Origin of the sequence: Microcella sp., from assembly GCF_046296455.1 — a bacterium.
Lineage (GTDB): Bacteria > Actinomycetota > Actinomycetes > Actinomycetales > Microbacteriaceae > Microcella.
Window position 1 is genome coordinate 23,669 of record NZ_JBKBLF010000022.1, and the last position, 13,708, is coordinate 37,376.

Below are 13,708 nucleotides of genomic sequence, written 5' to 3' on the forward strand. Positions count from 1 at the left end.
AGGGCATCCGGCGATCGCGCCGTGACGCCCTACCCCCTTGCCGAACCGCCGACACCGAGGGAGGACGCATGCTCATCGTCCTGATGGTGTTCGGGGCGGCCGCGATCGCCCTGCTGCCGCTCGCACGGCCGCTCGGCGCCCGGGTGTTCTGGGTCGCGGCCCTCGTGCCGCTCGGCGCCTTCGTGCACACCCTGCTGCAGGCGCCCGCCGTGCTGTCGCAGGATGCCGCGCGGGTGCCGGTCGAGCGCTTCACCTGGATCGCCCAGCTCGACCTCACCCTCGACGTGCGCATGGACACCCTGTCGTGGGTGCTCGCCCTCGTCGTCACGGGCGTCGGCAGCCTCGTGCTGCTCTACTGCGCCGGCTACTTCCGCGACGACGAGCCGGGGCTCGGGCGGTTCTCGGCCGTGCTGCTGGCGTTCGCCGGCGCGATGTTCGGGCTCGTCATCGCCGACGACGTGTACCTGCTGTTCTTGCTGTGGGAGGCCACGAGCGTCTTCTCGTACCTGCTCATCGGCCACTACACACATCGGCGGGCCAGTCGCGGCGCGGCCCTGCAGGCGCTCGTCACGACGACGCTCGGTGGGCTCGTGATGCTCGTCGGCCTCGTGCTGCTCGCCGTGCAGGCGGGCACCTCGAGTCTCACGGCGATCCTCGCCGAGCTGCCCGCGGGGCCGCTCACGACGACGGCCATCATGCTCGTGCTCGTCGGGGCGCTCTCGAAGTCGGCGATCGTGCCGCTGCACTTCTGGCTGCCCGGCGCGATGGCCGCCCCCACTCCCGTGAGCGCCTACCTGCACGCCGCCGCAATGGTGAAGGCGGGCATCTACCTGATCCTGCGCCTCGCGCCCGCGGGGGTGGACGTGCCCGGATGGCGTGAGGTGCTCATCGTGCTCGGCCTCGTCACGCTGCTGCTGGGCGGCTGGGCGGCCCTCAAGCAGACCGACCTGAAGCTGCTGCTCGCCTACGGCACCGTGAGCCAGCTCGGGCTGCTCGTCGTCGTGGCGGGCTTCGGTACGCGCGATACCGCGCTCGCCGCGCTCGCGCTGCTGCTGGCGCACGCCCTGTTCAAGTCGGCGCTCTTCCTCGTCGTCGGCATCATCGACCACGAGGCCGGCACGCGCGACCTGCGCAAGCTCTCGGGCCTCGGTCGGCGCTCGCCCTGGCTCGCGGCGATCGCGGGGGCCGTGCTCGCCTCGATGGCGGGCCTGCCGCCGGTCTTCGGCTTCGTCGCGAAAGAGACCGTGCTCTACGCGCTGCTCGCCGCGGCGACCGGGCAGACGGGGGAGGCACCGCTCGACGCCGCGGCACAGGTCTGGGCCGCTGTCGCGCTCGTCGGCGTCGTCGTGGGGTCGGCGCTCACGGTCGCGTACAGCATCCGTTTCTTCTGGGGCGCCTTCGCGCGCAAGCCGGGCGTCGACGACGTCACGGCGCTCGCCGTCGTCAGCCGGCGGTTCCTGCTCGCGCCCGCGGTGCTCGCTGTGACGAGCCTCGCGCTGGGGCCGCTCGCGGGCCTCGTCGACGCGGGGCTCGCCGGCTACCCCGCGCTCTTCCCGTACCCGGGCGAGGTCGCATACCACCTCGCCCTCTGGCACGGCCTCACCCCCGAGCTCGGCCTCTCGGCCCTCGCCATCGGCCTCGGCGCCCTGCTCTTCGCCGCCCGCGCCCCGGTCGCTCGGCTGCAGGCGCGGCTCGCGAGCGAGTACACGGCCTCCGAGGCCTACTGGGACGCGATGGGGGCCGTCGACCGGCTCGCAGTGCGGGTCACGAGCCTCACCCAGCGGGGATCCCTGCCGTTCTACCTCGGGGTCATCCTCGTCGTCTTCATCGGCGTCACCACGGCAGGGCTGCTGCTTGGCGACAGCTGGCCGAGCGAGCTGCGGCTCTGGGATCACCCCGCCCAGCTCGCGATCGGCGTCGTCATGATCATCGCCGCGATCGCGGCGACCCAGGCGCAGAAGCGCTTCGCGGCGCTCGTCGTCGTCGGCGTCACGGGCTTCGGCATGTCGGCGATCTTCGCGCTGCAGGGCGCTCCCGATCTCGCGCTCACCCAGATCCTCGTCGAGGTCGTCACGCTCATCGCCTTCGTGCTCGTGCTGCGGCGGCTGCCGGCCCGCCTCGGCGACAAGCACGGCAGCAGCCACCGCCTGCTGCGCGCGGGCATCGGCATCGGCGTCGGTCTCGTCATGGCCCTCGTCGCCATCATCGTCGCGGGGGCGCGCATCGAGCAGCCCATCTCGCTCGCCTGGCCGCAACTGGCCTACGAGATCGGGCACGGGCGCAACACCGTCAACGTGGCGCTCGTCGATCTGCGCGGCTGGGACACCATGGGCGAGCTCGCGGTCGTCATCGCCGCGGCCACGGGCGTCGCGAGCCTGCTGTTCCTGCGCAGCCGGGGCGACACCCCGCCGCGGCTCGGGCGGGCCGTGGTGAAGCGGCGCATCTCGGCGCGGCTCGACCGCGTGCGCGAGCAGGGCGAGCAGGGCGAGCTGCGCAACGCGTGGATCCTCGCCGGCCCGACGCTCGATCCGCGGCACCGCTCGATCCTGCTCGAGGTCGTCGTGCGCCTCACCTTCCACGCCATCATCGTCATCTCGCTCTACCTGCTGTTCGCGGGCCACAACCTGCCGGGCGGCGGCTTCGTCGGCGGGCTCGTGGCGGGACTCGCGCTCGTCGCGCGCTACCTCGCCGGCGGGCGCTACGAGCTCGGGGCAGCGCTGCCCGTGGGGGCGGGCGCCGTGCTCGGCTCGGGCCTCATCATCGCCGCCGGCGCAGCCCTCGTCCCGGTGCTGCTCGGGGCACCGCCGCTCACCTCGGCCTACTGGGAGGGCGAGCTCTGGCTGCTCGGCGAGGTGGAGTTCGTCACCTCGACGATCTTCGACGTCGGCGTCTACCTCGTCGTGGTCGGCCTCGTGCTCGACGTGCTGCGCAGCCTCGGTGGCGAGGTCGACCGCCAGGGCGGCGACGAGCTCGCACCGGCGGGGCGCGCGGGCGCCGCATCCACCGCGCTCGATGCCGCCACCGGTACGCCCGCAGGAGGTGCACGATGACCGTCTCGCTCGTGCTCGTCGTCGTCATGGCCGCGCTCATCGCGTGCGGCGTCTACCTGCTGCTCGAGCGCAGCCTCACGCGCGTCGTGCTCGGCTTTCTGCTGATCGGCAACGGGGTCAATCTGCTCATCCTCATCATGGGCGGGCCCGCGGGCTTCGCGCCGATCTACGAAGAGGGCCTCGACCCGAGCGCCTACAACGACCCGCTGCCGCAAGCGCTCATCCTCACGGCGATCGTCATCACCTTCGCGGTCTCGGCCTTCTTGCTCGCGCTCATCTACCGCTCGTGGCGCCTCGCCAACGCCGACGACGTCTCGGACGACGCCGACGACGTCGCGCTGCGCGAAGGGGCGCTCACGATGCCGATCGAAGATGTCTCACCCGACGAGGGCGACACCGACTTTCCCGTCGAGGTCATCGGGGAGGCGCCTCGATGATGGCCGCCCTCGTCTCGCTCGTCGTGCTCGTGCCGCTGCTCGCGGCCGCCCTCACGCTCGTGCTCGGTCGCCGGGCGCGACCGCAGCGCATCGTCGCCGCACTCGCTCTCGTGATCGTGCTCGGCATGAGCATCGCGCTGCTCGTGGGCGTCGACGCGGGCGGCGCGATCGTCGTCGAGGCCGGCAACTGGCCGGCGCCCTTCGGCATCGTGCTCGTCGTCGACCGGCTCGCGGCGCTCATGCTCGTGGTCTCGTCGCTCGTGCTGCTCGCGGTGCTCGTCTTCTCGATCGGCCAGGGCCTCGCCGACGGCGACGACGAGACTCCCGTGTCGATCTACTACCCGACCTACCTGATCCTCACGACGGGCGTCATGGTCGCCTTCGTCGCAGGAGACCTGTTCAACCTCTACGTGGGCTTCGAGATCCTGCTCGTCGCGAGCTACGTGCTCATCACGCTCGGGGGAACGCAAGCGCGCATCCGGGCTGGCGTCACCTACGTCATCGTGAGCCTGCTCTCGTCGATCCTCTTTCTCGCCTCGATCGGCATGGTCTACGGCGCGCTCGGCACCGTCAACCTCGCGCAGGTCGCCGAGCGCGTCAGCGAGCTGCCCGTCGACGTGCAGATCCTGCTGCACGTCATGCTGCTCGTCGCCTTCGGCATCAAGGCCGCCGTCTTCCCGCTGTCGTTCTGGCTGCCCGACAGCTACCCCTCGGCGCCCGCGCCCGTCACGGCGGCCTTCGCAGGGTTGCTCACGAAGATCGGCGTCTATGCGATCATCCGCGTCGAGACGGTCATCTTCCCGACCCCCGAGCTCAACCCCGCACTCATGGTGCTCGCCCTGCTGACCATGGTGGTGGGTGCCCTCGGCGCGGTCGCCCAGGCCGACATCAAGCGCATCCTGTCGTTCACGCTCGTGAGCCACATCGGCTACATGATCCTCGGCGTCGCCCTCGGCACCGTCGCGGGCACCGCCGCGGCGATCTACTACATCGTGCATCACATCGTCGTGCAGACGACGCTCTTCCTCGCCGCAGGGCTCGTCGAGCGCGAGGCCGGCAGCACCTCGATCACGCGCATCGGCGGGCTGCTCGCGAGCGCGCCGCTCGTCGCGGTGCTGTTCTTCGTTCCCGCGCTCAATCTGGGCGGCATCCCGCCGTTCTCGGGCTTCATCGGCAAGCTCGGCCTCTTCCAGGCGACGGCCGCCCAGGGTGATGCCCTCGCCTACGTGCTCATCGGCGCCGGGGCCCTCGTCTCGTTGCTGACCCTCTACGCGCTCGTGCGCGTGTGGAACCTCGCCTTCTGGCGTCCCGCGGGCGATGTGCAGGGCGACGAGACGCGCCTGCTGCGCGCGGTCGAAGAGGCCCCCGATGGCGGGGGAGCGCCGTCAGAGACGCGCGCGACTCCCCGCCTCATGACCCTCAGCACGGCGGGCATGGTCATCGTGGGCCTCGGGCTGACCCTCTTCGCGGGGCCGCTCTACGCCGTCGCCGACCGTGCGGCGCAGAACCTCGACGGCTCGGCCGTCTACATCGAGCTCGTGCTGTCCGCGGCCACGACCGACGAGGGGGAGCGATGACCGCGTCGACCACCCCGGCCTCCCGCGCCCGCGTCACGGTGCGGCAGCAGCTGCCGCTGCTCGCGGCGCTCGTCGTGCTGTGGATGCTGCTGTGGGGCTCGACCACGCCCCTCACGATCCTGACGGGCGTCGTCGTGGCCCTCGTCGTCACGCGCGCGTTCTACCTGCCGGCTGTCGAGCTCTCTGGCCGGTTCAACCCGTTCTGGTTCGCCGTCTTCGTCGGGCGGGTGCTCGTCGAGATGGCGGTGGCCTCGTTCCAGGTCGCACTGCTCGCCATCGGCCCGCGGTCGCGGCACCGCAGCGCGCTCATCAAGGTCGACCTCACGACGTGCTCCGACTTCATCCTCACGGGCACGGCGCTCGCCGTCTCGCTCGTGCCGGGGTCGGTCGTCGTCGAGGTCGATCGTGCGAGCACCGTGCTCTACGTGCACACGCTCTCGGTGCGCACCGAGGCCGAGGTCGAGAAGGCGCGCCACCACGTGCTCGGCCTCGAGCGCGACCTGCTGCGCGCGTGGGGCTCGCGCGCCGAGTGGGAGGCGGTGCGCTCATGACGATCGCCTACCTCGTCGCGGGCGGTATCGCGGCCGCCGCCGTGCTCATCGTGCTCGTGCGGCTCATCACCGGGCCGACCCTCATCGACCGCCTCATCGCGAGCGACGTCATGCTCACGACGCTCATCCTCGTGATTGGGGCCGAGATGGTCATCTCGGGCCACACGCGCTCGATCCCGCTCATGGTCGTGCTCGCGGCGACCGCGATCCTTGGCAGCGTCGCCGTCGCGCGCTTCATCACGCGCACGGGCGGCGGCGCGAGCACCGGCTCGCCGGACGGCGCCGTGCAGGGGGAGGGCGACGATGCTCGACGCTGAGACCGGAGCCGGCATCCTCGACATCGTCGCCGCGGCGCTGCTGATCGTGGCGGCCCTGCTCACCCTCGCGGCGGCCATCGGCCTCGTGCGGTTTCCCGACCCGCTCTCGCGCCTGCATGCCGCGACGAAACCGCAGATCCTCGGGCTGATCCTCGTCGTCATCGCGATCGCCCTGAGCGCGCGCAGCGGCACAGTGCTGCTGCTGCTCGTGCCCGTCGTCGTCTTCCAGCTGCTGACGGCGCCCATCTCGGCGCACATGGTGGGGCGCGCGGGCTACCGCAACGGCGACTTCGACCCCGACTCGCTGCTGGTCGACGAGCTCGCCCCCGATGTCGACGCGGCGCGCGGTACCGAGCTGCCGGGCGGGTCGTGGACCGAGGAACGCGCCGCGGTCGACGAGCGTCGCGCCGTCGACGAGCGGGCTGCGAGCGACGAACCGCCGTCGAAGGCCCCGAGCGCCGGGTCGTAGACTCGAGGCATGTCGAAGGCCGACCACAAGCCCCGTTCCCGCGTCGTCACCGACGGAATCGAAGCCACCACCTCTCGCGGCATGCTGCGCGCGGTGGGCATGGGCGATGCCGACTGGGATAAGGCCCAGATCGGCATCGCGAGCTCGTGGAACGAGATCACGCCGTGCAACCTCTCGCTCGCGCGCCTCGCGCAGGCGGCCAAGGAGGGCGTGCACGCGGGCGGCGGCTACCCGCTGCAGTTCGGCACCGTGAGCGTGAGCGACGGCATCTCGATGGGCCACGAGGGCATGCACTTCTCGCTCGTGAGCCGCGAGGTCATCGCCGACTCGGTCGAGACCGTCATGCAGGCCGAGCGCCTCGACGGCTCGGTGCTGCTCGCCGGCTGCGACAAGTCGATCCCCGGCATGCTCATGGCGGCCGTGCGCCTCGACCTCGCGAGCGTCTTCCTCTACGCCGGCTCGATCGCGCCGGGCTGGGTAAAGCTCAGCGACGGCACCGAGAAAGAGATCACGATCATCGACAGCTTCGAGGCTGTCGGCGCCGTCAAGGCCGGCAAGATGTCGGCCGAAGACGCCCACCGCATCGAGTGCGCGTTCGCGCCCGGCGAGGGTGCCTGTGGCGGCATGTACACCGCCAACACCATGGCCTCGGTGGCCGAGGCGCTCGGCCTGAGCCTTCCGGGGTCGGCGAGCCCCGCATCCTATGATCGCCGCCGCGACATGTACGCCCACCGCAGCGGCGAGGCCGTCGTGAACCTGCTCAACAAGGGGATCACCGCTCGTCAGATCGTCACGCGTGAGGCGCTCGAGAATGCCGTCACCGTCGCCATGGCGCTCGGCGGCTCGACCAACGTCGTGCTGCACCTGCTCGCGATCGCGAACGAGGCCGAGGTGCCGTTCACGCTCGATGACTTCAACCGCATCGGCAACCGCGTTCCGCACATCGGCGACCTCAAGCCCTTCGGCCGCTACGTCATGAACGACGTCGACCGCCAGGGCGGCCTGCCCGTTCTGCTCAAGGCCCTGCTCGACGCGGGGCTGCTGCACGGCGACGTCATGACCGTGACGGGCAAGACCATGGCCGAGAACCTGGCCGAGCTCGACCCCGACCCGCTCGACGGCGACGTGCTGCGCACGCTCGACAACCCCATCCACGCGACGGGCGGCATCACGATCCTGCACGGCTCGATGGCGCCCGAGGGCGCGGTCGTCAAGACGGCCGGCTTCGACGCCGCCGTCTTCGAGGGCCCCGCGCGCGTCTTCGAGCGCGAGCGCGCGGCGATGGATGCCCTGACGCGCGGTGAGATCTCGGCCGGCGACGTCGTCGTCATCCGCTACGAGGGCCCCAAGGGCGGCCCGGGCATGCGCGAGATGCTCGCCGTGACGGCCGCCATCAAGGGGGCGGGCCTCGGAAAAGATGTACTACTCTTGACCGACGGTCGATTCTCAGGCGGCACAACCGGACTGTGCATCGGCCACGTAGCTCCCGAAGCGGTGGATGCTGGACCCATCGCCTTCGTGCGCGATGGTGATCTGATCCGGGTTGATATCGCTGCTCGCTCCCTCGACCTACTGGTCGACGCAGACGAGCTTGAGGCGCGCCGCACCGACTGGGCGCCCCTGCCTCCGCGTTACACCCGTGGCGTCCTCGCCAAGTACTCGAAGCTCGTGCGGTCTGCCGCGCAGGGCGCCGTCACGGGGTAGCCGCGCGGCCGTTCCCGCTCGCGAATCACCGACTCCCAAGGAAGTTCCCCTGATGTCCACGGAATCGACCCCCGTGCCGAGTCCCACCGCCACCGGCGGCAGCGCGAAGAAGAGCGATCCGCCGATCCTCACCGGGTCCGGCGCCATTCTCGCCTCGCTCGAGAAGCTCGGCATCACCGACGTCTTCGGCCTGCCCGGCGGCGCCATCATGCCCTTCTACGACGAGCTCATGTCGTCGACGGCGATCCGCCACATCCTCGTGCGCCACGAGCAGGGCGCGGGCCACGCCGCCGAGGGCTACGCCGCGGCGAGCGGCCGGCTCGGCGTCTGCATCGCCACGTCGGGCCCCGGGGCGACCAACCTCGTGACGGCGATCGCCGACGCCCACATGGACTCGGTGCCGCTGCTCGCGATCACCGGGCAGGTCTTCTCGACCTCGATGGGCACCGACGCGTTCCAAGAGGTCGACATCACGGGCATCACGATGCCCATCACGAAGCACTCGTTCCTCGTCACCAAGCCCGAAGACGTGCCCAGCGTGATCGCCGCGGCCGTGCACATCGCGACGACCGGTCGCCCCGGCCCCGTGCTCGTCGACGTCACGAAAGACGCGCAGCAGAAGTCGGCGCCGTTCATCTGGCCGCCCAAGATCGAGCTGCCCGGCTACCGCCCGGTGACCAAGGCGCACGGCAAGCAGATCCAGGCCGCGGCGCAGCTCATCGTCGAGTCGCGCAAGCCCGTGCTCTACGTGGGCGGCGGCGTCGTGCGCTCGGGTGCCCACGCAGAGCTGCTCGCCTTCGCCGAGAAGACCGGCGCGCCCGTCGTGACGACCCTCATGGCGCGCGGGGCGTTCCCCGACTCGCACCGCCAGAACCTCGGCATGCCCGGCATGCACGGCACGGTTCCCTCGGTGCTCGCCCTGCAAGAGAGCGACCTGCTCGTCGCCATCGGCTCGCGCTTCGACGACCGCGTGACGGGCAAGGTGAGCGAGTTCGCTCCCGGTGCGAAGGTCATCCACATCGACATCGACCCCGCCGAGATCGGCAAGATCCGGCACGCCGATGTTCCCATCGTGGGGGATGCCCGCGAGGTGCTGCTCGACCTGCTGCCCGCCTTCGAGGCCGCGGCCGCACAGTCGGCCCCCGACATCGTCGACTGGTGGAAGCGCCTCGAGACCCTGCGCTCGCAGTACCCCCTCGGCTACGTCGACGACCCCGACGACGGGCTGCTAGCCCCACAAGCGGTCATCGAGGCGATCGGCAAGCTCTCGGGCCCTGAAGCGGTGTACGCCGCGGGCGTCGGCCAGCACCAGATGTGGGCCGCCCAGTTCATCAAGTACGAGCGCCCCGGCTCGTGGCTCAACTCGGGCGGCGCCGGAACGATGGGCTACGCCGTGCCCGCCGCGATGGGTGCCAAGGTCGCCCAGCCCGATCGCCTCGTGTGGGCGATTGACGGCGACGGGTGCTTCCAGATGACGAACCAAGAGCTGGCCACCTGCACGATCAACAACATCCCCATCAAGGTCGCCATCATCAACAACTCATCGCTCGGCATGGTGCGGCAGTGGCAGACGCTGTTCTACGACGGCCGCCACTCGTTCACCGACCTCGAGACCGGGTCGAAGAGCGCCGGCGAGCAGACGCGGATGGTGCCCGACTTCGTCAAGATGGCAGACGCCTACGGGGCGCTCGGAATCCGCGTGACGAAGCCCGAAGAGGTCGAGCCGGCTATCCGGTTGGCGATGGAGACCAACGACCGCCCGGTCGTCATCGACTTCATCGTGAGCCGCGATGCGATGGTGTGGCCGATGGTGCCGCAAGGCGTCGGCAACTCGTCGGTGCAGTACGCCCGCGATCACGCCCCCGACTGGTACGAGGAGTAAGCCCATGACCTACCACGTGCTCTCTCTGCTCGTCGAAGACAAACCGGGCCTGCTCACGCGCGTCGCGGGCCTGTTCGCCCGGCGCGGCTTCAACATCCGCTCGCTCGCGGTCGGCACGACCGAGGTCGAGGGGCTCTCGCGCATCACGGTCGTGGTCGAGGTCGAGGGCCTGCCACTCGAGCAGATCACCAAGCAGCTCAACAAGCTCATCAACGTGCTCAAGATCGTCGAGCTCGACCCCACGAGCTCGGTGCAGCGCGAGCACATGCTCGTCAAGGTGCGCGTCGACAACTCGACCCGCTCGCAGATTCTCGAGGCCGCGAACCTGTTCCGTGCGCGCGTCGTCGACGTCGCGACCGACTCGCTCGTCATCGAGGTGACGGGCGACACCGCCAAGGTCGAGGCGCTGCTGCGCGTGCTCGAGCCCTACGGCATCAAAGAGATCGCGCAGTCGGGCCTGCTCGCGATCGGCCGAGGCTCGAAGAGCATCAGCGAGCGCGTGCTCAAGAACTGACATCGAACGTTTTCACCCCACCGAACAAGGAGAACCCCGATCGTGACCGAGATCTACTACGACAACGACGCCGACATCGCGCTCATCCAGAGCAAGAAGGTCGCCATCGTCGGCTACGGCTCGCAGGGCCACGCCCACGCCCAGAACCTGCGCGACAGCGGCGTCGAGGTCGCCATCGCCCTCAAGGCCGGCTCGAAGTCGATCCAGAAGGCGAGCGACGACGGCTTCAGCGTCATGACCGTCGCCGACGCCGCCGCCTGGGCCGACGTCATCATGATCCTCGCGCCCGACCAGCACCAGCGGTCGATCTACAGCGAGAGCATCAAGGATGCGCTGAAGCCGGGCAAGACGCTGGCCTTCGCCCACGGCTTCAACATCCGCTTCGGCTACATCGACGCCCCCGAGGGCGTAGATGTCATCCTCGTCGCCCCCAAGGCCCCGGGCCACACGGTGCGCCGCGAGTTCGTCGCCGGCCGCGGGATCCCCGACATCATCGCCGTCGAGCGCGACGCGACCGGGCACGCATGGGATCTCGCCCTCTCGTACGCCAAGGCCATCGGCGGCACGCGCGCGGGCGTCATCAAGACGACCTTCACCGAAGAGACCGAGACCGACCTGTTCGGCGAGCAGGCCGTGCTGTGCGGCGGAACCTCGCAGCTCGTGCAGTACGGCTTCGAGGTGCTCACCGAGGCCGGCTACCAGCCCGAGATCGCCTACTTCGAGGTGCTGCACGAGCTCAAGCTCATCGTCGACCTCATGTGGGAGGGCGGCATCGCCAAGCAGCGCTGGAGCGTCAGCGACACGGCCGAGTACGGCGACTACGTCTCGGGTCCGCGCGTTCTCGACGCGAGCGTCAAAGAGAACATGAAGGGCGTGCTCGCCGACATCCAGTCGGGTGCCTTCGCGGCGCGCTTCATCGCCGACCAGGACGCCGGCGCACCCGAGTTCATGGAGCTGCGCCGCAAGGGCGAGCAGCACCCGATCGAGGAGACGGGCCGCAAGCTGCGCGCCCTCTTCGCGTGGAAGCAGCAGGACTCGGACTACGTGGATGGCTCGGCTGCCCGATAGTCACTGACCTTCCCGGCCATCCGCCGGGAACCCCACGAGGCCGCGACCCCCGCAACCCGGGGTCGCGGCCTCGTGTTCTGCGCGCGCACCCCCGGTCGTTCACGCGACACACCCGCAGAGGGCGACATCCGTTCACCTGATCGCGACACCGTGACGAGCGTGACCGCGACGCTCGAGCGCACCCCTCCCCGCCCCCGGTTCCGCCCTCTCATCGCCGCGACGGTCGCCCTCGCCGCGGTGGGCGCCGCGCTCATCCCCCTGCCCGCCGCCGCGCAACCAGAGGGCGGCAGCAGCGGATCCCACGAGCAGCGCGCCGATCATCCCGTAATCATCAGCGAGATCGCTCCGGGCTGGGGCGACCGGCTCGACGCGAGCTACGTCGAACTGCAGAACGTCTCTGATGCGCCCGTCGACCTGACCGGCTGGAACCTCTACCGCTGCTCAGACGAGGGTTTGCGCGCGAAGCGCGGCGCCCCCGACTCCGAGTTCTCTGGGCTCGTGCTCGCGCCGGGCGAGCACTACCTCATCGCCCGAGCGGGCGAGCGGCCCGCGGGGGCCCAGCCCGACGACGTCATGAGCGCGCCCTTCGGGCCAGGCGGATACGGGTATGTGCTCGAAGACCCGCAGCAGCGCATCGCCGACGCGGTCGCCGTCTACCCGACGACACCGTGGATGATGCGCAGCGAGTGCGACCCGAGCGGGTCGCTGCCCGACATCGTCGACGCGACTGCCGGCGAGAGCTACCAGCGACTCGGCGCCAGCACGACCGCAGACGGCCGCTTCGTCATCGCGGCGGCGACCCCCGGTGCCGCCAACGCCCCGAGCGCGGCAGGGCCCGTGAACGCCAGCGGCGTCGTTATCGCCGAGGTCGCACCGTTCGGCCCGGGCGGCAGCGGCGACGACGTGGTCGAGCTGCGCAACGACGGAGCCCGAGAGGTGTCGCTCGCGGGGTGGACGCTCGAGCGGTGCACCGCCGAGGGCGAGCGCGCTCAGGGCGCACCGCAAGCGACGTTCGGTGCGGGCGACGTGCTTGCTGCGGGAGAGCAGCTCGTGGTGGTCGGGCCGCAGTCGAGCATCCGCGACGCCGCCGCGGTCATGCCCACCTCGCTCGCCGACGTCGCGTACGGGCTGCAGCTGCGTGATGCCGCGGGCGCGCTGATCGACGAGGTCGCCTCGGCGCACACGCGCGACAGTGCGTGCCAATCGGGCGCCGAGAAGCTGCCTGCCGTGCTCGACGCCGTGCGCGGCGAGAGCCACCAGCTGCGGCCCGACGGCGAAGGCTGGGTCATCGCGCCGCGCACCCCGGGCGCCGCCAACGCGCGAGCCGAGCGGTCGTTGCGCGCCGAGCGCGTGCTCGACACCGGCGTGGTCGTCAGCGAGCTCGGCACCGACCCGCTCGACGTGCGCGCCATCACGCGGCCGCACAACTTCGTCGAGCTCAGCAACCGCTCCACCCGCCCGGTCGACGTCGGGGGGTGGCGCGTCTGGGCCTGCGACCGCGACGGTCTGCGGCGCGCGCAGCCGCTCGTCTCGCTGCCCGCGGGCACGACGCTGAGCGCCGGTGATTCGCTCGTCATCGCCGCGGAGGAGACGGCGATGGATGCGGCATGGCGGTACGCACGCCCCCTCGACTTTCTCGGCACCGGTGTGCTCGTCGAGACGGCCGACGGCGGCGTCGCCGACCGCGTCGGGGTGTTCCACGTCAATGAGATGGACGAGAGCGTCGAGCCGCCCTCGCCCTGCACGAACGCCGTCTCGCTCGTGACCTTCCAGCCCGACCGGCTGCGGGGCGAGACCTACCACCGCGTGGGGCGATCGGGGGTCGACCTCGCCGACTTCGTGACGGCGGCGGCGAGCCCGGGGCTGGCGCAGACGGCCCTGGCCCAGGCCGCGGGTCTCGCCGAGCCCCGCGAGGGCGCGGTGGTGCGCGCGAGCAGCGCCGACGGGTCGGACTCGGCACCCGGGGCGCAGGCCGACGCCCCCGCGGGCAGCGCTACCGTGACCTCCTCGACGACCGACGACCTCTCGACCGATCCGGCGCCGAGCGAGCCGATCGTGGCGCGCGCCGTCGCCGGCACGACGGGGGCCGATGTCGCCGTCTCCTGGCGGCTCGCGGCCGAGCGCGAGGTCGGTGCCGAC

At 70.9% G+C, this 13,708-nt stretch carries 11 protein-coding genes; all 11 read left to right on the top strand.

What is annotated here, in order from left to right; all coding sequences use genetic code 11:
* Positions 1-68: 68 nt before the first annotated feature.
* Positions 69-3,050 carry a Na+/H+ antiporter subunit A gene (locus ACK4HH_RS10880; RefSeq protein WP_409651643.1) on the top strand — a complete coding sequence of 994 codons (2,982 nt, stop codon included), beginning with the start codon at positions 69-71 and terminating at the stop codon, positions 3,048-3,050.
* The gene (locus tag ACK4HH_RS10885) at positions 3,047-3,487 is read left to right on the top strand and encodes a Na(+)/H(+) antiporter subunit C (protein WP_409651645.1); all 441 of its coding nucleotides are present in this window, start codon (positions 3,047-3,049) and stop codon (positions 3,485-3,487) included. Before ACK4HH_RS10880 ends, ACK4HH_RS10885 begins: the two co-directional genes overlap by 4 nt.
* Complete coding sequence (locus tag ACK4HH_RS10890; protein WP_409651672.1) at positions 3,487-5,064, top strand: Na+/H+ antiporter subunit D; 1,578 nt, start codon at positions 3,487-3,489, stop codon at positions 5,062-5,064. The genes ACK4HH_RS10885 and ACK4HH_RS10890 overlap by 1 nt, the downstream gene beginning before the upstream one ends.
* Complete coding sequence (locus ACK4HH_RS10895; RefSeq protein WP_409651647.1) at positions 5,061-5,615, top strand: Na+/H+ antiporter subunit E; 555 nt, start codon at positions 5,061-5,063, stop codon at positions 5,613-5,615. Before ACK4HH_RS10890 ends, ACK4HH_RS10895 begins: the two co-directional genes overlap by 4 nt.
* Positions 5,612-5,932: a monovalent cation/H+ antiporter complex subunit F gene (locus tag ACK4HH_RS10900; protein WP_409651650.1), complete on the top strand. Its 321-nt coding sequence runs from the start codon at positions 5,612-5,614 to the stop codon at positions 5,930-5,932. The genes ACK4HH_RS10895 and ACK4HH_RS10900 overlap by 4 nt, the downstream gene beginning before the upstream one ends.
* A complete protein-coding gene (mnhG, locus tag ACK4HH_RS10905; protein ID WP_409651652.1) occupies positions 5,919-6,401 on the top strand; it encodes a monovalent cation/H(+) antiporter subunit G in 483 nt (160 codons plus the stop codon). Before ACK4HH_RS10900 ends, mnhG begins: the two co-directional genes overlap by 14 nt.
* 9 nt (positions 6,402-6,410) lie before the next feature.
* Positions 6,411-8,105, top strand: coding sequence for a dihydroxy-acid dehydratase (gene ilvD, locus ACK4HH_RS10910; RefSeq protein ID WP_409651655.1), 1,695 nt, complete (start codon positions 6,411-6,413; stop codon positions 8,103-8,105).
* Positions 8,106-8,157: 52 nt separating this feature from the next.
* Positions 8,158-9,987 carry an acetolactate synthase large subunit gene (locus tag ACK4HH_RS10915; RefSeq protein WP_409651658.1) on the top strand — a complete coding sequence of 610 codons (1,830 nt, stop codon included), beginning with the start codon at positions 8,158-8,160 and terminating at the stop codon, positions 9,985-9,987.
* A 4-nt stretch (positions 9,988-9,991) separates the two neighbouring features.
* A complete protein-coding gene (gene ilvN, locus ACK4HH_RS10920; protein ID WP_409651661.1) occupies positions 9,992-10,501 on the top strand; it encodes an acetolactate synthase small subunit in 510 nt (169 codons plus the stop codon).
* A 42-nt stretch (positions 10,502-10,543) separates the two neighbouring features.
* The gene (gene ilvC, locus ACK4HH_RS10925) at positions 10,544-11,569 is read left to right on the top strand and encodes a ketol-acid reductoisomerase (protein WP_409651663.1); all 1,026 of its coding nucleotides are present in this window, start codon (positions 10,544-10,546) and stop codon (positions 11,567-11,569) included.
* A gap of 159 nt (positions 11,570-11,728) precedes the next feature.
* Positions 11,729-13,708, top strand: a 1,980-nt coding sequence (locus ACK4HH_RS10930; protein ID WP_409651666.1) for a lamin tail domain-containing protein, incomplete at its 3' end; no start/stop codon positions are given.

What these genes read in the sequence shown, in the direction of transcription:
- ACK4HH_RS10880 (WP_409651643.1), top strand. Translation starts at nt 69, where the DNA reads ATGCTCATCGTCCTGATGGTGTTCGGGGCGGCCGCGATCGCCCTGCTG.
- ACK4HH_RS10885 (WP_409651645.1), top strand. Translation starts at nt 3,047, where the DNA reads ATGACCGTCTCGCTCGTGCTCGTCGTCGTCATGGCCGCGCTCATCGCG.
- ACK4HH_RS10890 (WP_409651672.1), top strand. Translation starts at nt 3,487, where the DNA reads ATGGCCGCCCTCGTCTCGCTCGTCGTGCTCGTGCCGCTGCTCGCGGCC.
- ACK4HH_RS10895 (WP_409651647.1), top strand. Translation starts at nt 5,061, where the DNA reads ATGACCGCGTCGACCACCCCGGCCTCCCGCGCCCGCGTCACGGTGCGG.
- ACK4HH_RS10900 (WP_409651650.1), top strand. Translation starts at nt 5,612, where the DNA reads ATGACGATCGCCTACCTCGTCGCGGGCGGTATCGCGGCCGCCGCCGTG.
- mnhG (WP_409651652.1), top strand. Translation starts at nt 5,919, where the DNA reads ATGCTCGACGCTGAGACCGGAGCCGGCATCCTCGACATCGTCGCCGCG.
- ilvD (WP_409651655.1), top strand. Translation starts at nt 6,411, where the DNA reads ATGTCGAAGGCCGACCACAAGCCCCGTTCCCGCGTCGTCACCGACGGA.
- ACK4HH_RS10915 (WP_409651658.1), top strand. Translation starts at nt 8,158, where the DNA reads ATGTCCACGGAATCGACCCCCGTGCCGAGTCCCACCGCCACCGGCGGC.
- ilvN (WP_409651661.1), top strand. Translation starts at nt 9,992, where the DNA reads ATGACCTACCACGTGCTCTCTCTGCTCGTCGAAGACAAACCGGGCCTG.